This window comes from Exiguobacterium sp. s132 (assembly GCF_018617235.1).
GTDB classification, from domain to species: domain Bacteria; phylum Bacillota; class Bacilli; order Exiguobacteriales; family Exiguobacteriaceae; genus Exiguobacterium; species Exiguobacterium profundum.
On record NZ_JACSJU010000001.1, the window covers coordinates 1,529,582 to 1,551,385 of the forward strand.

Genomic DNA, 21,804 nt, shown 5'->3' on the forward strand with positions numbered 1-21,804 from the left:
ATACAGACGTAAGCGCTTTAACGCTCAACATCACTTTAAGGGGGAACGAGAATGATTCCATACAAACATGAACCATTCACAGACTTTACACAAAAAGAGAATGCCGAAGCAATCCAAGCGGCAATCGAGAAAGTGAACGGTGAGCTCGGGAAAGACTATCCGCTCGTAATTGGTGGGGAAAAGGTTACGACGGAAGGTAAAATCACGTCTTACAACCCGGCTAACAAAGAAGAAGTGATCGGTCGCGTGTCAAAAGCGAACCAAGAGCTCGCAGAACGTGCGATGCAAGAAGCACTCACAGCATTTGACTCATGGCGCCATGTCGACCCGGCTGTCCGCGCCGACGTCTTGTTCAAAGCAGCGAACATCGTCCGCAAACGTAAGCATGAGTTCTCGGCTTACCTCGTCAAAGAAGCGGGTAAACCGTGGAACGAGGCAGATGCGGATACAGCGGAAGCAATCGACTTCATGGAATATTATGCACGTCAAATGCTCGAACTCAAACCAGGCAAGAAAGTGGAGAGCCGCCCAGGCGAATACAACCGGTATGACTACATCCCACTCGGGGTCGGGATCGTCATCAGCCCATGGAACTTCCCATTCGCAATCATGGCCGGTACAGCAGTTGCGGCCATCGTCGCCGGTAACACAATTCTCTTGAAACCAGCTTCGACGACGCCAATCGTCGCTGCGAAATTCGTCGAAGTGATGGAAGAGGCAGGTCTTCCAAAAGGCGTGCTCAACTTCATCCCGGGACCGGGTGCAGAAGTCGGGGACTATCTCGTCGACCATCCGAAGACACGCTTCATCAGCTTCACAGGATCGCGTGATGTGGGACTCCGCATCAACGAACGTGCGTCTAAGTTGAACGAAGGTCAAATTTGGCTCAAACGCGTGATCGCGGAGATGGGTGGAAAAGATACGATCGTCGTCGACGAATCAGCCGACCTCGAGCTCGCTGCACAATCGATCGTGAAATCGGCATTCGGTTTCTCTGGTCAGAAATGTTCGGCTTGTTCACGTGCCGTCATCGTCGACAGCGTGTATGATACGGTACTCGACCGTGTCGTCGAACTCACGAACGAACTCTCTGTCGGAAACACAGAGAAGAACGAACACTTCATGGGACCAGTCATCGATGCATCGGCCTTCAAGAAGATCACATCGTACTTCGATGTCGCAAAAGAAGAAGGACGCATCGTCGCAGGTGGGAAAGCAGACGATTCAACAGGCTACTTCATCGAGCCGACTGTCGTCGCAGACGTCGACCCGAAAGCACGCCTCATGCAAGAAGAGATTTTCGGACCAATCGTCGCCTTCACGAAAGCGAAAGACTTCAAAGAAGCAATCGATATCGCGAACAACACAGAATACGGCTTGACAGGGGCGGTCCTCACACGTGACCGTATGAATCAAGAATACGCTCGCCAAAACTTCCACGTTGGGAACCTTTACTTCAACCGTGGTTGCACAGGCGCAATCGTCGGCTATCAGCCGTTCGGTGGATTCAACATGTCAGGTACGGATTCAAAAGCAGGTGGCCCGGATTACATCCAACTCCACATGCAAGCGAAAACAACATCTGAAACGTTCTAATCAAAAAGGAGACGCTCCCCCGATGGGACGTCTCCTTTTTAGTGTGCTTTAAATGTCTGCTCGAACATGATGGCGATTTCTTCTTGATGAACCAGGAATAATTCGAACAAAGTCGGGTCGAACGCCCCTTCCATATTTCGCATCGCAAGAATCGCATCCTCATGAGTATAGGCCGGTTTATACGGTCGGACCGTCCGTAGTGCGTCATAGACGTCGATGATGGTGACGATTCGAGCCGCAAGCGGGATGTCTTCCCCTTTCAGTCCTTGGTTGTACCCGGTGCCGTCCCAGCGCTCGTGATGATACAGTGCGATGTGATAGGCCATTTGAATGAAGTAATTCTGAGGGAACTGTGTCTGCAAATCCTTCAACACTTCGCCGCCGACACGCACATGGTCGCGCATGAATACCCATTCCTGGTCGGACAGTTGATTCGCTTTGAGTAAGATTGCGTCCGGAACAGAGATTTTGCCGATATCATGGAGCGGTGCCGCGAGACGGATTCCTTCGATGAAGAGCGGTGACACTTCCGGATGGTGATGATCGTATAAAATCGTCGCGAACAGCGTCGACAAACCCTGCACCCGCTCGATATGGTTCCCCGTCTCGTTGTTACGGAGTGCGGACAAACGTAACAGCGTGCGGACAAGCCCCTCTTGATAATCGATCAATTCTTTTTCACGCTCGGCGAGGACCCGCTGCGCTTCTTCCCGCCCGGCCTCGATGCGGTGTCGCTCGACCGCCCCGAGCAGCGCATTGCTGAAATCTTGTAGCGCCTGTTGTTCGTACTCCGTGTACGTCCGTTCCGAGACGACGGAATCAAACCCGACAAATCCCTGACACGACTTCCCTTGCATCATGGGGACCGCGAGCAAACTTTGAATCGCTTGCGGTTCTAAGATGGCGCGGACGTCGCTCCCTTCAGGTAGATCGACGACCCGTGGAATATACATCGTCTCACCCGCCACATGGGTATTCACCCACTCGGGCAGCACATCAATCGGCACGTCTTGAAGATTGTCCATTTCAGCCGTGATTCCTTCGGCGCACCATTCGAACGTGTTATGGCAGACTTGATTCGTAAAATCATAATCGAAGACATAGACGCGGTCGACCGCGAAATAATGTCCAAGTTCGGCTAGCGATTGGTCAACCCGCTTTTTGAAATCCGCAATCTCTGTCGTTAAAAAGCGATTGAGGAGTGACGAAAGCAGGTGATGGAGTCGCTCTTGTTGTTGTAACTGTAACGTCAATGATTCGTGCGAAGTTGCCATGTGCCAAACCTCCCTTATCGTTCAAATACATACATGCATTCGTTCCATGCACTTATTTTACCCATTTTTCAGTTTTTTCATCCTAGTTCAACCATTTGAAAAACCGGGTGATTGTCACCCGGTTTTGATTAGACTTGCTTTAACAGATTGGCCATCTCGATGGCAGAAGTCGCCGCTTCCCACCCTTTGTTGCCTGCTTTTGTTCCTGCACGCTCAATCGCCTGTTCAATCGTCTCCGTCGTCAACACGCCGAAGATGACCGGGACTTCGGATTGATAGCTCGCCTGGGCGATCCCTTTTGCCGCTTCGTTACAGACGTAATCAAAATGCGGGGTCGCACCACGGATGACGGCTCCGAGCGTGATGACCGCGTCGTATTGTTTGCTCATCGCCATTTTTTTCGCGACGAGCGGGAGTTCAAATGCTCCTGGGACGAAGGCGAGCGACACATCCTCTTCCTTCACTCCATGACGTTTCAAGGCATCCTTCGCCCCGTCAAGCAGACGCATCGTGATCAAGTCGTTGAACCGTCCGACGACGATTCCAATCTTTAAGCCTTCTCCAACTAAGTTTCCTTCAAATGTATAGGTCATGTCCATGTTCCTCCAATATGATTCATTTTGAGTTGTTTCGTCAGGCGATACGATTCGTTTGCTTCATGCGCACCGACATGAATCGGAACGCGTTCGACGACTGTGATGCCACATGATTCCAAGGCATCGACTTTATCGGGGTTGTTCGTCATGAGCCGGACACGGGTGACGCCAAGATCACGAAGCATCGCCGCGCTCACCCGATAGTCCCGAAGGTCCGGATGAAACCCGAGTGCCACGTTCGCCTCGACCGTATCCAATCCATTCTCTTGAAGGGCGTACGCCTTCAGTTTGTTCAACAGTCCGATGCCTCGCCCTTCTTGACGCATATAGAGCACGATGCCCGATTCCTGCTCGATTCGTGCCATCGCCGTGTCCAGTTGCGGACCGCAGTCACATCGGAACGAACCGAAGACGTCACCGGTCAGACATTCGGAGTGAATGCGAACGAGCGGGACCTCCTCAAGTGTCTCCGTCACGAGCGCCACATGCTCTTCACGGTCCATTCGATTCTCATACCCTATCATGCGAAACGTTCCTTTTGAGGAAGGTAGGGACACGTCCGCAACACGTGTGACGAGGTTCTCCTCCATATATCGGACTAACGCTTCGATAGTGATGAATGCCAACCCGTGGCGTTCAGCGACTTGTACCAAATCAGGTACGCGTGCCATCTCCCCGTCCTCTCGAATGATTTCACAGATGACCGCGACCGGCTCACTTCCTGCGAGTCGCGCCAGGTCGACAGACGCTTCGGTATGACCTCGGCGAACGGAGACGCCTCCCTTCTTCGCAATGAGCGGGAACAGATGTCCAGGACGTTGAAAATCGGATGGATGGGACGATGGGTTCGCTAACTCACGAACGGTGTGAGACCGTTCACTCGCCGAGATACCAGTCGTCGAATCGATATGGTCGACACTGACCGTGAAGGCGGTACCGTGTGGGTCTGTACTGTTCGTCACCATCGGCGCGAGGTCGAGACGAACTGCCACTTCTTCTGCTACGGCGCTACAGACGAGTCCTTTCCCTTCCGTGATCAAAAAGTTCATCGTTTCCGGTGTCATCTTGTCACCGAGTACGACAAAGTCCCCTTCATTCTCACGGTCCTCATCATCCACGACGATGATGGGACGTCCTCGTCTCAGTTCCTCAACCGCCCGTTCAATCGAATCAAACATTACCATCCCGCCTTTCCATATCCTTGTTCCGCCAAAGACTCGAGCGTCATCTTCGACTGCCCGACGACCTTTTCCATATATTTTGCTAACAGATCACATTCTAAATTGACTAAATCACCCGTCTGTTTCATCCCAAGCACGGTCTCGCTGTATGTGTGTGGAATCAAGGACAGGGTAAACCCACGCTCTGACACGTCAAACACAGTCAAACTCGTTCCATCTACAGATATCGAGCCTTTCGGGACAATGTAGGAAAGGAGCGCGCGGTCACACTGGATATCAACATAGACCGCATTCGCGAGAGGACGTTTCTTCGTGATTCGCCCGACCCCGTCGACATGACCGGATACGAAATGTCCGCCAAACCGTCCGTTCGCCGGCATCGCTCGTTCGAGATTGACAGGTGTTCCAGGCTTGACCCCATCTAGACTCGATGCCTTCAATGTTTCTGGCATGACATCGACAGAGAACGTCGCGTCATCGAACGTCGTCACCGTGAGACAGATCCCATTCACGGCAATGCTGTCCCCGAGCTTCACATCCTCAAGCACTTTCACAGCGGACAAAACGAGTCGTAAAGATGGTCCGTTGCGCTTGACCGCTTTGACTGCTCCGATTTCTTCTACGATTCCCGTGAACATCAGAGCGCCCCCTTTCGAAGGACGACTTTCAGGTCGGGTCCAATCGTTTCGACCTGATGAATCGTAAAACGGGATATCCCATCGATCGTCCCTTCCTGCTGTGAGCGATAGACGCCATGCTTCCCACCGAACACCCGTGGTGATTGATAGGCGACCCATTCATCCACGTAGCCTCCGTCAAGAAGTGAGGTGACAAGCGTCGGTCCGGCCTCGATCAACACACGCCCAATCCCATTTGCGTATAGCGTCTCAAGAACCGTGCCGAGTGACGTATAATCGAATAATTCGATACTGACGGCTTGAGCTCGTTCACGTCGTTCTGCCTCATCTGACGAAGTGAAGAGGAGCACCGGGACGTCTTCGGCGGTACGTGCTAACGTACTAGCGAGCGGTAACCTTAGGTCACGGTCGAGCACGACTCGTTTCGGCTGTCGCGTCACGCGGTCCAATCGAACCGTAAGCGATGGGTCATCCGCGAGCACCGTTCCAATACCGGTCAAAATCGCATCGACCGTGGCACGAAGTTCATGCACATCACGACGGGCTTCCGAACTCGTCACCCATTGACTCTCCCCCGTCTCTAAGGCAACTTTCCCATCGAGGCTCGTTGCCGTCTTCAAGATGACGTATGGTCGTTTCGTCTCAAGCGACCGCAAAAATGCCGGATTCAAGGCACGCGCCTCTTCCTCAAGTAGACCCACATCGACTTCGACACCGGCCGCTTGCAGGCGCACGATCCCATTGCCTGCGACGAGTGGATTCGGATCTTTCATGGCGACGACGACACGTTTGATGCCCGATTCTACAATCAAATCGGCGCACGGCGGTGTCTTACCGTGATGCGAGCACGGTTCGAGCGTGACATATAAAGTCGCCCCGGATGCAGCCGCACCGGCCATTCGAATCGCATGCACTTCAGCATGTGGTTCGCCCGCCTTAAGGTGGGCACCCATTCCGACGATACGCCCGTCTTTCACGAGAACGGCACCGACGAGTGGATTGACACCGGTCTGTCCATCGGCTGATTTCGCCAATTGAATGGCCTGTTCCATGTACTGTTTCATCGTTCTCCCTCCTTTTTCCGTACAAACAAAAGACCCTAAGGAGCAGTCCTTAGGGTCTTGGTGGGAGGGTTTCGTCGAATTTTGGCAAGCCAAATAAACGTTTTCTATACAGAAAAGCGTACGACGAAGCACAGGTCACGTGGACCTGTTTTTTGTTCCTTCTCCCATCCAGACTATACTGTCGGCTCTAGAGTCTCACTAGATCCACCGTTCGCACACGTGCGCCCGGGTCACGGACTTAGGGCATAGGCCCATCACCGCCGGTTGGGAATTTCACCCGACCCCGAAGGAATATTTGTTTGTACAGGTTTACTGTATCGCAATTGTTTTTATTTCGCAAAACAAAAAACGCTACTCGTGAGAGTAGCGCCTCGATTATGCGAGAAAGAGGACGACGAGAAGCCCAACAATCCAGCAGTAATATGAAAAATACTTCAATTCGCCTTTTGCCATGATGTGCTGGAACCACTTCAATGAAATGGCAGTCAACACGTATGATGCGATAAATGCCAAAAGGAGCGGACCGAACAAATCACGCGTGTCTGGGTTTGTGAACAACGTCGGACCGTCCAAGATCATCGTCCCGAGACTAATCGGAATGAACAGGAAGAACGAGAACCGAAGCGCGGATTCCTGTTTGATCCCGAGGAGCATCGCCATGACGATAGTCGCCCCGGACCGGCTGATCCCAGGAATGAGCGCCACGGCCTGAGCAAGTCCGATCAATACGGCGTCAAGTAGCGTAATGCCACCGTCGCCCTTGTTTCCTCGCATATTCCGGATGAACCAGAGGGCGAGTCCCGTAATGATGAGTGTATAGCCGACTGTCGCCACGCCACCGAGCACCTCGGCGATCCAGTCACCAAACAGGACACCGAGCACACCGGCCGGAACGGTCGCGACAAGTAACAGCCCGATGAACTTCACGTCGACCATCGTCTCATTCGAACGGTCTTTCTTAAATAAAAACGTCCACAAACTCATGATGAGACGAACGACGTCTTGACGATAGATTGTTAAAACCGCAAGAAGCGATGCAAAGTTTACGAAAACTTCAAATGACAATCCCGGCAAGTCAATGTTAAATAGTTCTTGGAAGATGACAAGATGTCCGCTCGATGAAATCGGGATGGGCTCTGTGAACCCTTGAATCAATCCAAGTAACGTATAAAATAACCAAACTGTCATAGTGATGATCCTCTTTTCTGTTTTTCACTCAATGCGGCTATTTTAGCAGAATCGGTCTTTCATTGACCAGCCATTAAAATTTTTTTGCCGTAATTTCAATATTTGATTGATTAGTCTGAAAATTAAATTTATTATAGAAGGGTACTCATCTGGAGCGAAGGCGATGACCCCAACTCTCCAGCTGGGTACTTTTTTATAAAAATATTACAAATTTGGGTGATTAAAACTTTATGTTTACATTTCTCTCGAAATTCGATTTAATTTGTAATAGAACTGTTACCATTTTTTGAAATTATCAACTGCGACTTTAGTCCTATCCAATTCCTAGGAATTGTTTAAAATTTTTCAAAATCACGTTAATAAATCCGAAAAACAATCCGATAGTATGATTGTAGGAGCATTTTTTTATCTTTGTCGGTTCAGATTTGAGTCCACGGAAGGAGGAACCATCATTGAATCAAACGCTATCCACTAAATCCCATCACTTGTCTACCGAACAGCAAAGGATGATCCATTGCATTCGTCTTCTCGGGGACTTGTTGAAGGAACGTCCACGCCGTTCTGTCTATCGCCGCTTCGCAATGGAACAGAATTGGCCGTCTCCTGAGTCGATCATTCGTCAGTTCGGGTCATGGGCTGAGGCACTTGCCATCGCAGGCTATGAATGGCATGGAGAGTCAACCGTCGAATTGCCAGACAAAATGCCGAAGTATACACGCGAGGACATCATCGAGACGCTCGCCATTTATTCGCGAGACATGGGCTCGATCATCACCTTGAAGAAGTATCAGCAATGGCGAAAGCTCCATCCGAAGGCACCGAGCCATTATCATATAGTCAAGACGTTCGGTTCGTGGCATGATGCCTGTGCCGAGGCAGGACTTGAGGCGAGTGTGACCTATTCGAAAACAGAACTCTCGAACGCCCTTCGTGAAGCCATTCAGGAAATGGGCTTCTCGCTCTCATTCGAAGCTTATCGTGAATGGGCAAAGCGCAACAACAAACCTTCAACGAAAGCGATCTTGCATCGCTATGGCTCCTGGTCAGCCGCCGTTCATGCGGTTGAATCTGAACTTTATAATACGAACTCATAATCATTTCATACGAAAGGAGGATCCACCATTTTGGGGATCCTCCTTTCATCTGACCTCTGTCGACAGATCATGATAGTGGGCGACACGATCTCGCCCGTTAAATTTCGCCCCGACATACATGGCCCGGTCCGCATGTCGCAAGACTGTATCGAGGTCTTCATATTCATAAATCGTTTCAATCCCGATACTCGCCGTCACCGTGATGCGCGTGCCTTCTGTCCCAAAATCATGGCGCTTCAAGGCGTTTCGTATCTTTTCGCCGACCAGATTGGCGGCCGCCTCATCCATTCTCGGGAAGACGAACACGAACTCTTCGCCTCCGTAGCGCGTCACCAAGTCCGTCGCTCGAACATTGCGAGTAAAGAGTTGACCTGCTTCAATCAACACCTCGTCCCCGAATGCATGACCGTATGTGTCATTGATCGATTTGAAGTGGTCCAAATCGATCAAGAAAACAGAGAGCGGATAGGACGCCACATCGTTCAAACGTTCTTTCGTCCAACGTCGTAGTGCCCGCTGATTATGTAATCCCGTTAACGGATCTGTCAAACTCTCGTGTTGCAAACGTTTGCGTTCATCGATGCGTTCGATTGACCAAGATAACGTCTTGAGGAGGCGGTTCACTTCAACCGCAATCGGAGTTTCGTATGCCCCGTTTGCCGTCGTCGATACCATGCAGCTGACCGCCGTCTCCGCTCCCCAAACGGGTTGGATGACGAGCGCCGAATGGTGTAGTTCCTGTTGGTTTCGCTGCAATTCAGGATGCCATTCATGGAGCGAGTCATAGACGAAACACGGTTCGTCCTCATCATGATACCGTTCAATCGTGAAGGCATCCGGCACACTCGGGATGACGCGACCGGTCATATCATAAAACGTCCGCTCCCCTTTTCGATTGACCTGTAGCCAACCACGCTCCACTTCGACGATATCACGTAGACCGTTCCAAAACTTCTCAATCAACAATTGCTCGCTGTCCACGCGGTACAGCTGTTCTTTCAAGCGTTCGACTTGATCGACTCTCGACTTGGTTTCTTCCGTCTCCGTCGCTTTCGACATCGTCATCTTTAGGACAGATAGTACGAAGAACGTGACGATGAGTCCGACATAACCGAAGACGAGATACGACTCGATGGCAATCATCGAGAACAAAAGCTCGAGTGACACGACGAGCCAATCAAAGCGAATCAATCGCCACATAATCGGGAACGGGATCCGTTCTCCAACCATGAAGTAGGATAAAGCAAAACTCATCGTCAAGACGAGGAACAAGGTGCCTAAAAACGCCAACATCGCCACGCCTTGTTGCATCAAATGAATCGGCTCTCCGATCCGTCCACCGAGAGCGATATAGGCGAGCCCCGGCAACAGAACGAGCAGACATTCAATCACCGTGTTGAGCGGATAGAAATGAAGGAACCGTCGTCGCCCGACGCGACGATTGAAGGCTCGCGCCTGAAACGTGAAGAGGAGCAATTGCCCCATCAACAGTGCGGGCGCTAGTCCGTATAAAAAGAATGTGATAAAGACAAACATCTCATGGAACGTGAAGTGAAGATGCCTGCGCTTTAAAGGATTCATGACGAACAATGCCCCAAGCGTATAGATGAACCAAAACAACGGCCAGTCGAACGCCTCAAGGTTTTGGAAAGTCAAATACGTCACTCCCGTGAAGACGAGCGTCCACGCGAACCAGCTCCGAACTAGGTACTTCCGAAATCGCATCGTCTTCCCCCCTTTTCTCGTTCATTTTTTCTAGTATGACCCGTAATGCAAAAACATTCCAGCAATTGTTTGAAAGTTGAGACAATGAAATATTGAAATGATTCCCAATTTGATGTTTCGCTTTTCTAGATGTCGGCAACAACTTGGATAAAGGGGGCTAACCATGGACTTTTCTCTATTTCTGATCACGTTTTTGATCATCTATTCGCTCACTATCACACTTCTCTATTTGCGGAAACAAAAGAATACGTAAAAGGGCGATCCTCGTAGGAGGACCGCCCTTAATCATTATTTCGCTTTCAAATAAGAAATTCCAATTGACCCGGATCCCGTATGCGCCCCAAGAAGTGGTGCGAGTGTATCAACTCTGATCGGAATCGTGTCACCGAGTTGTTTTTTCCACTCCTCAGCAAGCTCAGGGACATTTCCGTGGAAAATCGAGACGTCCTGACATTCACCGGACTCGATTGCCGCACGTAACACTTCGAACAAATGGGCTTGTGCTTTCTTGTATGTGCGGACCGTTTGATACGGGACAATCAAACCGTCTTCGAATCGAAGTACAGGTTTCAATTGAAGCATGTTCCCGATGAGCGCCTTCGATTTAGAGATTCGACCGCCTTTTTGCATCTGCGTCAAGTTTTGAAGCGTCAATTCGATGCGGACGTCCTCGACGCGCTTCTTCATGTATGCTTCCACGTCTTCAAGCGCATCGCCTCTTTCGACGCGTTCAATCAACTCCTCGAACATAAGTCCCATCGTATAGATACCTGCCCGTGAATCGAAGGCGAGCAACTTGAACTCCGCAATCTCAGCCCCTTGAACGGACGCCGAATACGTCCCACTCAGGTCAGACGATAGGTGAATCGCGATGCCCATATCGTACTCTTCTTTCAATTTTTCATAGAGTGTGACGAAATCCCCGATCGCGGGCTGACTCGTCGAGACGCGCTCTCCCGCGTCAATCCACTCGTAAACCGTTTTCGCATCGACTTCGATTCCATCTTTATACGGCTGGTCCCCTTTGACGACATAGAGCGGGACAATGTGGATGTCAGGATGTTGCGCTAATGCATCTGGAAGGACAATCGTGCTGTCCGTGATGTAAGCAATCTTCATAAAGAGTTCTCCCTTAAAAAAAGTTTTTAGTACCTGGTTATATTATTTTATCACAGGTGAAGCGGTTTCACTATTTTTTCAAAACATCCTATGTGTAGCTCGTCCAATCACTTCTCGAAAAGGGTATACCTTAGATAACAAATAAAGGAGGCATGTGTGGCATGATCGAACTACGGAACGTCAGCAAAATCTATAAGACAGGCGACGTGGAAACGGCCGCCTTGAAAGACATCGACCTCACCATCCGGGATGGCGCGTTCGTCGTGATCCTAGGTCCAAGCGGGAGCGGGAAGAGTACACTGCTCAACGTCATCAGCGGACTCGACACGGTCACCTCAGGTAAGATCACGTTCGGCGACACCGTGCTGACCGACCTATCCGTCGATCAGATGACTGCTTTTCGACGCGACCATCTTGGCTTCATTTTCCAACAATACAACCTTCTTCAAAACTTGACCGTCTATGAGAACATACAAATTGGTTCTGACTTAACGAAAGACCCGCTGCCGATTGATGAATTGCTCGAACAAGTTGGGCTCACAGCGGCACGTGATAAATACCCCTATCAACTATCGGGCGGTGAGCAGCAACGTGTCTCCGTCGCCCGCAGCCTCGCCAAAAATCCCGCCATCATCTTTTGTGACGAACCGACGGGCTCACTCGACGAGGAAAATTCGAAGAGAGTACTCGAACTATTGGAACGATTGAACAAGACGTATCAAAAAACAGTCGTCGTCATCACACACAATAATGGAATCAGTGAGATGGCGGACGATGTCATCAAGATGAACTCCGGTCGAATCGTGGAGGTGACCCATCATGAGACCCGGGTCGCGGCACGTGACATCCATTGGGGATAAGGGGGTGGCAACATGCTGTATAAAAACGTCTGGAAGACATTAAATCGGAAGTGGATGCAACTCCTCGCCATCGCCATCATCATCGTCATGAGTTCACTCACGTACACGATGATGTTCTATGGCATCAGTGGAATCGAGGTCCCGACTGAAGAGTATCTGGAAGAATCGAATCAGGAAGACTTTGCGATTGACATGCTCAATCGGGTGACGGAAGAGGAGTTACGCGACCCCGCTCTCGCCACGCTCGCGGAAACAGGAACGTTCACATTGGCTGACATCAAACAAGCCGATGCGGAAGTCTTCAATCGTCTGATCGCATCGCGAATCGCTGCCGTCGAACAGGAGATGCCGGATGCTACGATTGAACTCCGTGACTTAAAAACCATCACCTACACGTTCGATGATATTGAACATCGGGGATTGATCGTCAAAGAATCAGACACGATCAACCGTTCCTACCTCGAAGCCGGTGATCGACCGAGAGCGAATGACGAAGTCGCCCTCAATAAAAAATATGCAGAGGAGAACGGTATCGACATCGGAGACACAATCGACATCGGCAAACCGTTCACGGTGAGTGGATTTGTCCTTTTTCCGGACTATACGCTCCCACTCTTCGATGATAACTTCTTCAACTTGGACCCTCGTTCACAGACCCTCCTCTTGATGACGGATGAATCGTTCGAAACATTCATCGGGCAAGAGTCTTTCCGACTGTCCGGGGTGACCGATCAAGCGATCAAGACCGACATAGACCTCCCGTTTGTCGTCTCGGTCATGGAGACGGAAAATATTATCCGAAGTGGTGCCATCTACAGTGAGATTTCATCCGGCAAGGCGATGGCGCTCGGACTCAGTCTCTTTATCGTTTCTATCGCTGTAATCATCGTCGCCATCCTGATCTCGAATATGCTCGAGGCGGAACGAGGACAAATCGGACTGTTGAAGGCGATTGGTTATAGTCGTCGGCAAATCGCATCGCCTTACTTGGTGCTCATCTTGGTTTTCGCATTCTTTATGCTCATCATCGGTTATTTCCTGGGGCTTTATTTCGCGAACCCGTTGAAAGAACTCTATCTCGACTTCTATCTTTTACCGTCCATCACCATCGCCCAAAGTCCACTCGTGTTCGTGACAGCCGTGTTTGCCCCGCTCCTCTTCTTTGCGCTCGTTGCAGGAGCTGTCATCTATAAAATTATGGGTGAGAGCGCCCTTGCCCTCTTGTCACCACGGGACAATGTCTCATTGAATCGACTCAGTCGACTTGTCAGTCGCCTGTTGAGACGGGCGAGTGGCAAGACGAAGTTCAAATATTTGTATGCCGTCAAGAGCACGGGGAGTTTTCTCATCTTCTTTCTCGGGATCCTCTTCTCGACGATTCTCATCGTTTTCGCCCTCATGATGAACGGCGCCGTCGACCGTATGACCGTTGGCGGATTGAACGAAGCGGTGTATGAATACGAGGCGTATACAGACGGGACACCGGTTTTAGAAGCGGGACAAGAACCGTTCCTCACCTATCCGTTCGCCTTTGTCGAAGATAACCTGATCACCTTGAAGGGACTAGACTTCGACAACACCTTGTTCCCACTCCAAAACGAAGATGGGGATGTGTTGACACTTGAACCCGACGGCCTTGTCGTCTCCTCCTCACTCGCGCTAAAACTCGGCCTCGATGTGGGTCAAGACATCGATGTCGCACTCGACGGGGACACGTTGACCTATCCCATTATCGGGATTGCCGATGAATTCTCTGGCGACTTCGCCTATTTGCCCCGGGCGACGTTAAGTGAACTTCTCACCGCTGGCGCAACGGATGACCTGTTCAACGGTATCTATGCGACGGAGCGTCCGAGCGAATCGGACTATTCGACTATTCTGTCACGTCAAGGGTTGATCGATCAGTCCGAATCGATCAACCAATATATGAATTTCATGATGAATGTCTTGATTGGTGGGGCGTCCCTCATCGCTTTCAGCATCCTGTTCGTCTTGACGGCACTGACGGTCGAGAAGAACTATTACGTCATCTCCTTGTTGAAAGTGATGGGATATCAAAAACGGGAAGTCCGCTCGATGATTTTGAACAGCTACTTCATCTACGCGCTCATCTCCGCCCTCTTGAGCATCCCCATCGCCCTGTTGACGCTTCGGGTCATCGTCGTCGTCTTCGCGGAAGATTATGGGCTCGTGCTCCCACTTGAATTTGAATGGATCTATATCGTCTATACGCTCGGTGCAGTCGTTCTCCTCTTCTTCATGAGTACATTCATCAGCCGCCGAAAAATCGATCAAATCCCACTTCAGGAAGTTTTAAAGACGTATCAAGAATAATTCATGCCAAAATAGGGCATAATAAGAGATAGACCAGGTCTCTCCTGAGGAGAGACCTGACTTTTGCAGAAAAGGATGATACACATGAATCGTACACAAGTCATGCTCGCCATTCCCGGAAACTGGTCTTCCGCAGAAGGCGTCAGCGAACAAATCAGTTTACATAGTGAAGGCTACACGATGGCTGGTCTGTTGTTGCTCGAAGATGAGACAGGGAAGGCGTTCACCGTAGAAGTCGTCGAACGTGACCCAGCCCTCGCCGAGGCGATGATTCACGCGAGTTCTGGCGGGTTCACCCCGAAAGTCGCGAAAGGAATCGCTCGTCATACGCATGTCGTCTACTTGATTGTCGACGTCAACGATTTGACAGACGTCGCCGCTGCACGTCGTGCCGCAAACGCCGTCTTAAACGCAGGTGGAGTTGGCGTCATGGTCGAGTCAGCTGGTGTCTCTTACTCGAAAGACGAGTGGCAAGAATCAAAAGAAGAAGACCTCGCACTCGACTATTCGCTTCTCACGGCTATCACAGAAGAAGAGAACGCCTATATGTCATGGGGAATGAAAGCGTTCGGTCATGCAGACGTGGCTGTGCCGATGACACTCGACATTGAAGATGCCATCCACGTAATCCATTCGTTCAACTTCCACCTCATCTCAGGTGGCGCGATGTTCGGCGATGGCGACCATTTCGCCTTTGAAGACGGTCGCGCCTTCACGGTCGAGATGGGAGAAGATGAGCGGACGACCATCGACAACTTGTTGCATAACCCGTTTGGCTTGATTTATCTCGTCCCACAAGCAGCAGAATAAGAAAATGGAGCGCCCCGCGGTGCTCCATTTTTATGTGGTCGTCAGTTTCGCATAGATGGCGAAGAAGATGGCGAGTTCAATCATGATGATTAACGGTGAGACGAGAACGAATAGATGGAGGCCGGTGAACACGAGAATGAGCGCGACGAAAAACACGAAATAGCCCCAGTGCAACCGGCTTTCCGGGAAGCGATGATTGTGAAACACGAGCGTCGTCGACAAAAAGTAGACGAGAACGGCACCGAACGTCACCATCACTTCAAAGCGCTCATCCAACTCCCCGAGATACATCAGTTTCATCATGCTCGCCAGAACGCTGAGTGACATCCAAATGAACAGATGACCATACAAAATGATTTGACCGGTCCCGACCGCGTCTTTGTCCACTTTCTTTTCGATGTTGTCAAAGTATTGCCACCAAATGGCGATGAGGACGATGAATGCTAAAATCGAAAAGCTGATGGACCGAATATCCCCGTCTTGCGGCTCGAGCACCGCCAAGATACTGATAATGGATTCCCCTAAGACGATGATGGTCAAAAGACCAAAGCGTTCGAGCAAATATCCTAAGTTTATGGGCGTCATGGCCAAGCGTTTCCGACCGATGATCGGTACAATCAAATCTATGATGAGCCCGAGATACAGAACGACGTAGCGCAAGCTTCCATCAAAAAAGATGGATAACGACGAGACGCCGATTCCAATCCAAAAATAGGTGCCTAAAAAGCGTGCCGCCGAGTCTTGAATACGTCGATTTACCATCGTATACTGCAAGACCGTCATGACGCGCAAACCTAAGTAGCCAATGAGAAATGAATAGTAGTAGTCATCAAAATCCACGTTCAAGCTCGCCGTCATAATTAATACGAAGATCATCTGTCCAATTACGAACAGACGCTGGTGAATCGCATCCTCGAAAAAGCGGTTGATGAACATCGTCTGCCCCACCCACGCCCACCAAATCGGGATGAACATGAGGACGAACTTCGAGGCATATTCGAACGGGATGACACCATGATGGGTATGAAGAAGGACATGGGTCGCCGTCGCAATCGCAGCGACATAAACCAGGTCATAGAAGAGCTCTAACCACGTGGCTCGTTTTTCTTCCATCTAGCCCACCCCGGTTCAGTTCGCCAACACGTCGTGATACTCGGCATGTCGGTCGAACTGATTTTTCGTAAAGGGACAGAGTGGGATAATCGTCTTTCCTTCTTCCCGAGCATATTCGACCACGGCGACAACAAGTTTCTCTCCGATTCCCTGTCCTCGAAGTTCATCACTGACATACGTATGATCGACAATCAGTTTGTCCGCCCCCGTCGGCACGTAGTGCAGTTCTGCCGATGGCTTCGCCTCGTCCCCGACGTAAAACGTATTTTCCTTCTGTTTAATTTCCATTTACTCACCACTCTCCTCTTCTAGTTTTAGCGGGATAAAGAAATGGTCACGCATCGTCCAATCCATCTCGTCCATCAAGATGTCAAACGATGTAGACAAAAACGCTTGGACTTCCCCACTCGTTCCTTCATCAAGCGGCAAGAAAAATTCACTCTTCTCCGCGTCATAATAAGCCGCTTCCGGCTGTAGCGTCACGGTCGGTAGCGGTCTGAACAGGAACGGATAAGGCAAGACAAAATAGCTCGGTCGTTCCGTCACATCATCCCCAAGCCAAAATCCAAATTCAATCAACTGTTCATCGAAGGCGACGCGCTCGATCACTTTGTCTTCCGGAAACGGATGCTCGATCGGATAGATGACGAGCGAGGACACGTCGAACGTCCCCCAAAAGAGTGCCGGTTTGATTTTCCGGCATCGTAGCTTCGATAGGTACGTCAGCTGTTCGTGCGCCGCCCGTTGAAACAGCCTTAATCCTTGCCGGGCATACGCCGCATCATAAGCGAGCGGTGTCTCGTCCGTATCGAGAAGTCCTTGGAAGGTCATCTCCTGTGGTTTCGGGTTGATGCGTATGTCGACCCCATGCGTCCGCAGTCGATTGAATAAGTCGTCATGATAGGACTTGATTGTCTTCCCCGCTTCAATCGGGATGGCGTCTGTCTGATCTTCGACATGAACGACAAGGCAAGAACTTAGTAGATCCACATCAAGCTGGAGTGCCCGTTCCCCTTCAAACAACAGCCCTGTCGTGAACCCATTAACCGTGAGCGGTAGCGAGACATGCCCCCATTGCGGCTCAGGTGGGGCCAGTTGGAGTCTAATCTTCCCTAGTAGTTGGGAAATCAAATGCAAGGTCAACTTTGTATCATGCCAGTCCGAATGTAGTGGAATCTGCATCATCCATCATCCTCTCATCCTTTACACGCGCCACTATGGTCGCAAATCGGTCGCTTCCCGGATTGTCCACACCCGCAGAGCGTGGCCCGATACGTGGAGATGACCTCATCTCCTTGCTCGATTTGAAGGTCGCCACGCACCTCGATTTGTTGCCAGTCGTTTAATTTAACAGACGTCGGGACGTCCGGTTCCTCCGCATCTCCACCATCCTTCCGAACGAACTGCAGCGCACCGCTCGGGCAGCGTTCAATCACCGTCGCGACATCAGGAGCCTCGGCCCCATCCGGTAAGATCCACGGCTTCCGTTTCGTATCGAACACTTCCGGCAATCCCCGTACGCATTCCGCCGCATGGACGCAGAGCGACACATCATAGTACACATCAATCGATTCTCCCACGTATTGTTTGCCTCGCATCGAATCACCCCTTATGTGTTTGCGGGTATTTACCCGTTACACTATGAAAAAAACCCATCATCCCATGACAGGATGATGGGTCATATTCACGCTTGTCTCATTTCTTGCATGCGTTCGAGTTGATGCGTCAGTTCGCCGATCGGCACGAATCGTGCCCGGCGGAGCATTTCTTTCCCGTTGATGAAAAAGAGGACGACCGGCACGGTAAAGATGGAGAAGGCGCCTGCGACTTCCGGCACTTCATCCGAGTCTACCGCGACCGCCTCAATTTCTGGGAACTGATGGAGCATCTCTTCAATCTGAGGTTTCAGCGCATGACAGACACTGCATCCCGGATGTGACACGTAGACGAGCAGCTGTTCCGTGCTCGCAATCCGTTCATTCAATCCAGTCAAGGTTGTCATTGCTTCCATCTTGCATTCCTCCTACTTGATTAAGAGTTGAGCCACAAGACACCGACCGTCTCAAATCCGGCATGTACCGCAATCGAGGGACAGAATCGAGTCCGTACGACTTCAAGATCTGGTAATTTCGACTCGATGAGTGCGACGAGGTCATCTTGCATGTTCGGTGCGAGTGCCGTCTGAACGAACACCCGATTGTCCTTCACACCGTTTTCCGCGTGACGACGTTCGAGTTCACCGACCATCTCCGCATAAGCCTTCTTCAATGAACGGGCCTTTTTGAACGGGATGACTTTCCCCGTCTCATCGAGGGTGATGATCGGCTTGATGTTCAAGATGTTCGCAAGGAACATCTCACCGGAAGAAACACGACCGCCTCGGCGCATCGTCTCCATGTTTCCGATGATCATGAAGAAGTTCTTCTTATCTCGCCATGCTTCGAGAAGGGCGACGATTTCCTCTACTGACTTGCCTTCGGCTTCAGCGGCCTTCCCGATTCGGACGAGTTCTTGTTGCGCCTCGAGTGCGGCATGCGAGTCGATGGTATACACGGTAAAGTCAGCCGCTTCGGCAGCTGCTTTCGAATTTTTCGCCGTACTGCTCAATCCATTCGAGCAATGGACGGCGATGGCACAATCATATCCCTCTTCTTTCAAGCGTTCGTAGCGGGCGATGAAATCTCCGAAGATCGGTTGTGACGTCTTCGCTTCTTTCTTTTGGTCAATCATATACCGATGTAGGTCTTCGAGAGAGAGTTTGGTTTCACTATAGCCGTTCCCGTCCACGATCAATTGAATCGGAACGATATCGACACCGAGACTTGCTGCCTCTTCTTGAGAGAAGTTGGCCATACTGTCGGTAATCCATGCGATTTTTGTCATAACTAAAAAGCCTCCAATAGTCGTTCATTTTTGTCCAATCCCATTATACCTTATTTCCCGCCGCTATTCCTACTCGACCGAACGGGACGAAAAAACAGAGCGACACACGGTCGCCCTGCTCCTCTTCATTTGGTCGAGATCAATTTTGTATGGGCGAACTCATCATGCGGCAACTCGAGGTCTTTATTCGATTTCATCTGTTGAAGTGCACGGATGAGCGGAATCCCAAGCGTCGCCGGGTAGACGACGTCTTTATAGAGTGTCCGCTTGATGACTTGCTCCAATGAAAGCGGGCGTCCATCCGCACTCACGACCTTAATTCCGACGACACGGTCTCCTATCGTCTGACCGTTTCGATACAACATACAATAGACTTCTCCGGCCATCGTCACAACGGTCGGTAAGTAATACCGTTTCACTTCTTTGTCTGGCCAAATCTTCTTACGGACTGCCTTTTCAATCAGTTTTGCCGGTGTCTGAAAGACGAGTTGGTCGATTTGACCAGCGACGGCTCGTTTCCAAAGTGGGACTGCCACAGCAATCATCCTTTCTCTCGGTTCTAGCCTTTCAATTCCTCTTTTACCAGCTGACGAAACCCTGAGAACGGACATCCACTTCTAGCAAACAGGTTCGGTGTCTTGATCTGATTGTCGTAATGCTCGTGAAAAACGTGCGTCGTCGCAGGAGAGAGAGGCGGGATGAGCCAACTCCATTGCCCGGTGACGTCACGCCCCGCGTCCCGTTCGTTTTTTTCGAACCGCTTGAACTGTTTGGCAGCCGTATGGTGGTCGACAATGGTCACACCTTCCCGCTCGAACGATTGCAGGACGGCGATGTTCAATTCGACGAGTGCCCGGTCGCGCCAAAGCGACCGCTCTTTCGTCGTATCGAGCCCGAGTGACCGTCCGACGAGCGGCAACAAATCATAACGGTCCGTATCGGCCAAATTCCTTGCCCCGATTTCCGTCTCCATATACCAGCCGTTAAACGGGACCGAGGTAAACCGTAGACCTCCGATCTCTAGTTCCATATCCGCAATCGCTGGGACTGCGTGCCATTTGATGGTCCGTCCGTCAAACAAGTCCACATCCTCGTGCCGAATGTCCACCTCAAGCACGGCCTCACTCGGCAACTCAAACAAGCGGACGTCTCGCCCGTCCGTGATCATGAGCGGGAGGATATCGAACGGCGTGCCGGCTCCGACCCATCCGAGTTCTTTCGCGCGCTTCGTCATCGTGACGGACATCGGGTCTCCGATGATTCCGTCAGGTGTCTCATATCCCGCGTACCGAATCAATTGTGTGTTCAATAGTTTGAACTCGTTCGGAAGAACCGTCATCGTCGAACGGATTTTTCCGCCGTTCGTGGCGAACCGAAGGTGGTCGACAAGATGGGTGTAGACAGCCTCAAACGTATCGGCGTCCCGTGCGTCAATCACATGGAGTGTCTGCCAAAACAAGCGGCCGATGCAACGATTCGAATTCCGCCACGCCACCTTGGCACCCTCACACAACTCTTCCGTCGTCAATGAATAGGTGCCCGTGCGCTCAATTTCATCTTTGATTTCTCGGAGGCGTTCGGAAGGGTCGTCATGCCATTGCCGCATCCAGTCGCTCGCTTGTTCATACAGATTCATATCTAAGGTCTCCTCACTCGATTCTCTCTTTCTCCATCTTAGAGAAAAGGAGACCCCTGTTTCAACTATCTATTCTCACAGAAGACAAGTCGGATACTCAAGACCGCTCTGGCTGATGGACGAGTTCGATGTAGTCGGTGACTTCTTCGTTTTCGCTCACTTCCTGCTCGAGGGCGGTCATTTGCGCCTCGATGGTCGGACTTGATTCGTAGTCGGCGGCATATTGATACAGCCCATTCGTCACTTCAGTCATTCGACGTAAGCGGACAGGCAAGTCTGTACCGGATGCAAAACGAATGATGAACGTGACGTCTGAATTGCTTGAGTCAACCGCTCTCAATCGTCAGGATGAACCGTTTCTCGGGTTAACGCCTGTTCGTGATACGGCGCAAACTCTTCCGCATCGGCTGGAGATCATGCGCAGTTATCGAACAGCAGTCCCATCTTTTCATTCGAATCGATTAGTCGACCATTTGTATCGAGCACGTAAATGGCATCCGGATACTGTTCAATCAAGAGCGAATCCACATGGAACGGGAGAATCGGTCCAGCTGACAGCATATCCGTGACATCACCATTGACGCGATGAATCCACTTTTTGAAAATCGCCATACAAGCTCTCCTTTCGAAAGAGATGGAAGTTTCAAACGTAAATTCTCGTGTTCATACAAAATAAATAGTTTGTAAAGCATT

Annotated in this window: 23 protein-coding genes and 1 riboswitch; of the genes, 5 read left to right on the forward strand and 18 right to left on the reverse strand. The window is 50.7% G+C overall.

Translation table 11 applies throughout. The features are described 5' to 3' along the window. The first annotated feature begins 51 nt into the window (after positions 1 to 51). Positions 52 to 1,596, forward strand: coding sequence for an L-glutamate gamma-semialdehyde dehydrogenase (gene pruA / locus KNO78_RS07850; protein WP_159562777.1), 1,545 nt, complete (start codon positions 52 to 54; stop codon positions 1,594 to 1,596). A 38-nt stretch (positions 1,597 to 1,634) separates the two neighbouring features. Here pruA and KNO78_RS07855 read toward each other — a convergent pair whose 3' ends face one another. The 6 genes from KNO78_RS07855 to KNO78_RS07880 all read right to left on the reverse strand — a co-directional run bounded on the left by KNO78_RS07855 (position 1,635) and on the right by KNO78_RS07880 (position 7,537). After that, a complete protein-coding gene (locus tag KNO78_RS07855; protein ID WP_214690586.1) occupies positions 1,635 to 2,870 on the reverse strand; it encodes a GAF and HD-GYP domain-containing protein in 1,236 nt (411 codons plus the stop codon). A gap of 128 nt (positions 2,871 to 2,998) precedes the next feature. After that, the gene (ribH, locus tag KNO78_RS07860; protein WP_074036107.1) at positions 2,999 to 3,463 is read right to left on the reverse strand and encodes a 6,7-dimethyl-8-ribityllumazine synthase; all 465 of its coding nucleotides are present in this window, start codon (positions 3,461 to 3,463) and stop codon (positions 2,999 to 3,001) included. After that, positions 3,460 to 4,644: a bifunctional 3,4-dihydroxy-2-butanone-4-phosphate synthase/GTP cyclohydrolase II gene (locus KNO78_RS07865; RefSeq protein ID WP_074036106.1), complete on the reverse strand. Its 1,185-nt coding sequence runs from the start codon at positions 4,642 to 4,644 to the stop codon at positions 3,460 to 3,462. The genes ribH and KNO78_RS07865 overlap by 4 nt, the downstream gene beginning before the upstream one ends. Next, positions 4,644 to 5,285, reverse strand: a complete 642-nt coding sequence (ribE, locus tag KNO78_RS07870) for a riboflavin synthase (RefSeq protein ID WP_214690585.1) — start codon at positions 5,283 to 5,285, stop codon at positions 4,644 to 4,646. Before ribE ends, KNO78_RS07865 begins: the two co-directional genes overlap by 1 nt. After that, on the reverse strand, positions 5,285 to 6,349 hold the full coding sequence (ribD, locus tag KNO78_RS07875; protein WP_214690584.1) for a bifunctional diaminohydroxyphosphoribosylaminopyrimidine deaminase/5-amino-6-(5-phosphoribosylamino)uracil reductase RibD: 1,065 nt from the start codon (positions 6,347 to 6,349) through the stop codon (positions 5,285 to 5,287). Before ribD ends, ribE begins: the two co-directional genes overlap by 1 nt. Before the next feature lie 152 nt (positions 6,350 to 6,501). Continuing rightward, positions 6,502 to 6,644: riboswitch (FMN riboswitch) on the reverse strand. 80 nt (positions 6,645 to 6,724) lie between these two features. Beyond that, positions 6,725 to 7,537 carry an undecaprenyl-diphosphate phosphatase gene (locus KNO78_RS07880; RefSeq protein WP_214690583.1) on the reverse strand — a complete coding sequence of 271 codons (813 nt, stop codon included), beginning with the start codon at positions 7,535 to 7,537 and terminating at the stop codon, positions 6,725 to 6,727. Between the two features lie 452 nt (positions 7,538 to 7,989). Here KNO78_RS07880 and KNO78_RS07885 point away from each other — a divergent pair, with 452 nt between their 5' ends. Continuing rightward, positions 7,990 to 8,631 carry a homing endonuclease associated repeat-containing protein gene (locus KNO78_RS07885; RefSeq protein WP_074036101.1) on the forward strand — a complete coding sequence of 214 codons (642 nt, stop codon included), beginning with the start codon at positions 7,990 to 7,992 and terminating at the stop codon, positions 8,629 to 8,631. A 45-nt stretch (positions 8,632 to 8,676) separates the two neighbouring features. Here KNO78_RS07885 and KNO78_RS07890 read toward each other — a convergent pair whose 3' ends face one another. Both KNO78_RS07890 and KNO78_RS07895 read right to left on the reverse strand, forming a co-directional pair. Next, entirely contained in the window at positions 8,677 to 10,356 is a 1,680-nt protein-coding gene (locus KNO78_RS07890; RefSeq protein ID WP_214690582.1) for a sensor domain-containing diguanylate cyclase, read from the reverse strand. Between the two features lie 288 nt (positions 10,357 to 10,644). Beyond that, positions 10,645 to 11,475 (reverse strand): DegV family protein, encoded by an 831-nt coding sequence (locus KNO78_RS07895; protein ID WP_159562782.1) that lies wholly within the window; start codon positions 11,473 to 11,475, stop codon positions 10,645 to 10,647. Positions 11,476 to 11,636: 161 nt separating this feature from the next. Between KNO78_RS07895 and KNO78_RS07900 the strand changes: the two genes are divergently transcribed. From KNO78_RS07900 to KNO78_RS07910, 3 genes are all read left to right on the forward strand, one after another. Continuing rightward, positions 11,637 to 12,335, forward strand: coding sequence for an ABC transporter ATP-binding protein (locus KNO78_RS07900; protein WP_214690581.1), 699 nt, complete (start codon positions 11,637 to 11,639; stop codon positions 12,333 to 12,335). Positions 12,336 to 12,347: 12 nt separating this feature from the next. Beyond that, positions 12,348 to 14,669 carry an ABC transporter permease gene (locus KNO78_RS07905; RefSeq protein WP_214690580.1) on the forward strand — a complete coding sequence of 774 codons (2,322 nt, stop codon included), beginning with the start codon at positions 12,348 to 12,350 and terminating at the stop codon, positions 14,667 to 14,669. Positions 14,670 to 14,753: 84 nt separating this feature from the next. Then, positions 14,754 to 15,479, forward strand: a complete 726-nt coding sequence (locus KNO78_RS07910; protein WP_047795005.1) for a hypothetical protein — start codon at positions 14,754 to 14,756, stop codon at positions 15,477 to 15,479. Positions 15,480 to 15,509: 30 nt separating this feature from the next. Here KNO78_RS07910 and KNO78_RS07915 read toward each other — a convergent pair whose 3' ends face one another. The 10 genes from KNO78_RS07915 to KNO78_RS07960 form a co-directional block, all read right to left on the reverse strand. Then, positions 15,510 to 16,592, reverse strand: coding sequence for a low temperature requirement protein A (locus tag KNO78_RS07915; RefSeq protein ID WP_214690579.1), 1,083 nt, complete (start codon positions 16,590 to 16,592; stop codon positions 15,510 to 15,512). Between the two features lie 15 nt (positions 16,593 to 16,607). After that, on the reverse strand, positions 16,608 to 16,880 hold the full coding sequence (locus tag KNO78_RS07920) for a GNAT family N-acetyltransferase (protein WP_074036091.1): 273 nt from the start codon (positions 16,878 to 16,880) through the stop codon (positions 16,608 to 16,610). Then, entirely contained in the window at positions 16,881 to 17,774 is an 894-nt protein-coding gene (locus KNO78_RS07925) for a DUF5996 family protein (protein ID WP_251125256.1), read from the reverse strand. 14 nt (positions 17,775 to 17,788) lie between these two features. Next, the gene (locus tag KNO78_RS07930; protein ID WP_074036089.1) at positions 17,789 to 18,190 is read right to left on the reverse strand and encodes a (4Fe-4S)-binding protein; all 402 of its coding nucleotides are present in this window, start codon (positions 18,188 to 18,190) and stop codon (positions 17,789 to 17,791) included. 86 nt (positions 18,191 to 18,276) lie between these two features. Continuing rightward, entirely contained in the window at positions 18,277 to 18,603 is a 327-nt protein-coding gene (locus KNO78_RS07935) for a thioredoxin family protein (protein ID WP_196431086.1), read from the reverse strand. A gap of 20 nt (positions 18,604 to 18,623) precedes the next feature. Then, positions 18,624 to 19,475, reverse strand: coding sequence for a DegV family protein (locus KNO78_RS07940; protein WP_074036087.1), 852 nt, complete (start codon positions 19,473 to 19,475; stop codon positions 18,624 to 18,626). 125 nt (positions 19,476 to 19,600) lie between these two features. Continuing rightward, complete coding sequence (locus KNO78_RS07945) at positions 19,601 to 20,020, reverse strand: RDD family protein (RefSeq protein ID WP_074036085.1); 420 nt, start codon at positions 20,018 to 20,020, stop codon at positions 19,601 to 19,603. Between the two features lie 14 nt (positions 20,021 to 20,034). Then, positions 20,035 to 21,111 carry a nitric oxide synthase oxygenase gene (locus KNO78_RS07950; protein ID WP_214690577.1) on the reverse strand — a complete coding sequence of 359 codons (1,077 nt, stop codon included), beginning with the start codon at positions 21,109 to 21,111 and terminating at the stop codon, positions 20,035 to 20,037. Between the two features lie 97 nt (positions 21,112 to 21,208). Then, positions 21,209 to 21,451, reverse strand: coding sequence for a hypothetical protein (locus KNO78_RS07955; protein ID WP_074036083.1), 243 nt, complete (start codon positions 21,449 to 21,451; stop codon positions 21,209 to 21,211). A gap of 74 nt (positions 21,452 to 21,525) precedes the next feature. Next, complete coding sequence (locus tag KNO78_RS07960; protein WP_074036082.1) at positions 21,526 to 21,723, reverse strand: hypothetical protein; 198 nt, start codon at positions 21,721 to 21,723, stop codon at positions 21,526 to 21,528. Positions 21,724 to 21,804: the final 81 nt, after the last annotated feature.

What these genes read in the sequence shown, in the direction of transcription:
- KNO78_RS07960 (WP_074036082.1), bottom strand. Translation starts at nt 21,723, where the DNA reads ATGGCGATTTTCAAAAAGTGGATTCATCGCGTCAATGGTGATGTCACG.
- KNO78_RS07940 (WP_074036087.1), bottom strand. Translation starts at nt 19,475, where the DNA reads ATGACAAAAATCGCATGGATTACCGACAGTATGGCCAACTTCTCTCAA.
- KNO78_RS07920 (WP_074036091.1), bottom strand. Translation starts at nt 16,880, where the DNA reads ATGGAAATTAAACAGAAGGAAAATACGTTTTACGTCGGGGACGAGGCG.
- KNO78_RS07930 (WP_074036089.1), bottom strand. Translation starts at nt 18,190, where the DNA reads ATGCGAGGCAAACAATACGTGGGAGAATCGATTGATGTGTACTATGAT.
- KNO78_RS07890 (WP_214690582.1), bottom strand. Translation starts at nt 10,356, where the DNA reads ATGCGATTTCGGAAGTACCTAGTTCGGAGCTGGTTCGCGTGGACGCTC.
- KNO78_RS07865 (WP_074036106.1), bottom strand. Translation starts at nt 4,644, where the DNA reads ATGTTTGATTCGATTGAACGGGCGGTTGAGGAACTGAGACGAGGACGT.
- KNO78_RS07900 (WP_214690581.1), top strand. Translation starts at nt 11,637, where the DNA reads ATGATCGAACTACGGAACGTCAGCAAAATCTATAAGACAGGCGACGTG.
- KNO78_RS07915 (WP_214690579.1), bottom strand. Translation starts at nt 16,592, where the DNA reads ATGGAAGAAAAACGAGCCACGTGGTTAGAGCTCTTCTATGACCTGGTT.
- KNO78_RS07925 (WP_251125256.1), bottom strand. Translation starts at nt 17,774, where the DNA reads ATGCAGATTCCACTACATTCGGACTGGCATGATACAAAGTTGACCTTG.
- KNO78_RS07905 (WP_214690580.1), top strand. Translation starts at nt 12,348, where the DNA reads ATGCTGTATAAAAACGTCTGGAAGACATTAAATCGGAAGTGGATGCAA.
- KNO78_RS07895 (WP_159562782.1), bottom strand. Translation starts at nt 11,475, where the DNA reads ATGAAGATTGCTTACATCACGGACAGCACGATTGTCCTTCCAGATGCA.
- KNO78_RS07880 (WP_214690583.1), bottom strand. Translation starts at nt 7,537, where the DNA reads ATGACAGTTTGGTTATTTTATACGTTACTTGGATTGATTCAAGGGTTC.
- KNO78_RS07950 (WP_214690577.1), bottom strand. Translation starts at nt 21,111, where the DNA reads ATGAATCTGTATGAACAAGCGAGCGACTGGATGCGGCAATGGCATGAC.
- pruA (WP_159562777.1), top strand. Translation starts at nt 52, where the DNA reads ATGATTCCATACAAACATGAACCATTCACAGACTTTACACAAAAAGAG.
- KNO78_RS07910 (WP_047795005.1), top strand. Translation starts at nt 14,754, where the DNA reads ATGAATCGTACACAAGTCATGCTCGCCATTCCCGGAAACTGGTCTTCC.
- ribH (WP_074036107.1), bottom strand. Translation starts at nt 3,463, where the DNA reads ATGACCTATACATTTGAAGGAAACTTAGTTGGAGAAGGCTTAAAGATT.
- KNO78_RS07935 (WP_196431086.1), bottom strand. Translation starts at nt 18,603, where the DNA reads ATGGAAGCAATGACAACCTTGACTGGATTGAATGAACGGATTGCGAGC.
- KNO78_RS07855 (WP_214690586.1), bottom strand. Translation starts at nt 2,870, where the DNA reads ATGGCAACTTCGCACGAATCATTGACGTTACAGTTACAACAACAAGAG.
- ribE (WP_214690585.1), bottom strand. Translation starts at nt 5,285, where the DNA reads ATGTTCACGGGAATCGTAGAAGAAATCGGAGCAGTCAAAGCGGTCAAG.
- ribD (WP_214690584.1), bottom strand. Translation starts at nt 6,349, where the DNA reads ATGAAACAGTACATGGAACAGGCCATTCAATTGGCGAAATCAGCCGAT.
- KNO78_RS07945 (WP_074036085.1), bottom strand. Translation starts at nt 20,020, where the DNA reads ATGATTGCTGTGGCAGTCCCACTTTGGAAACGAGCCGTCGCTGGTCAA.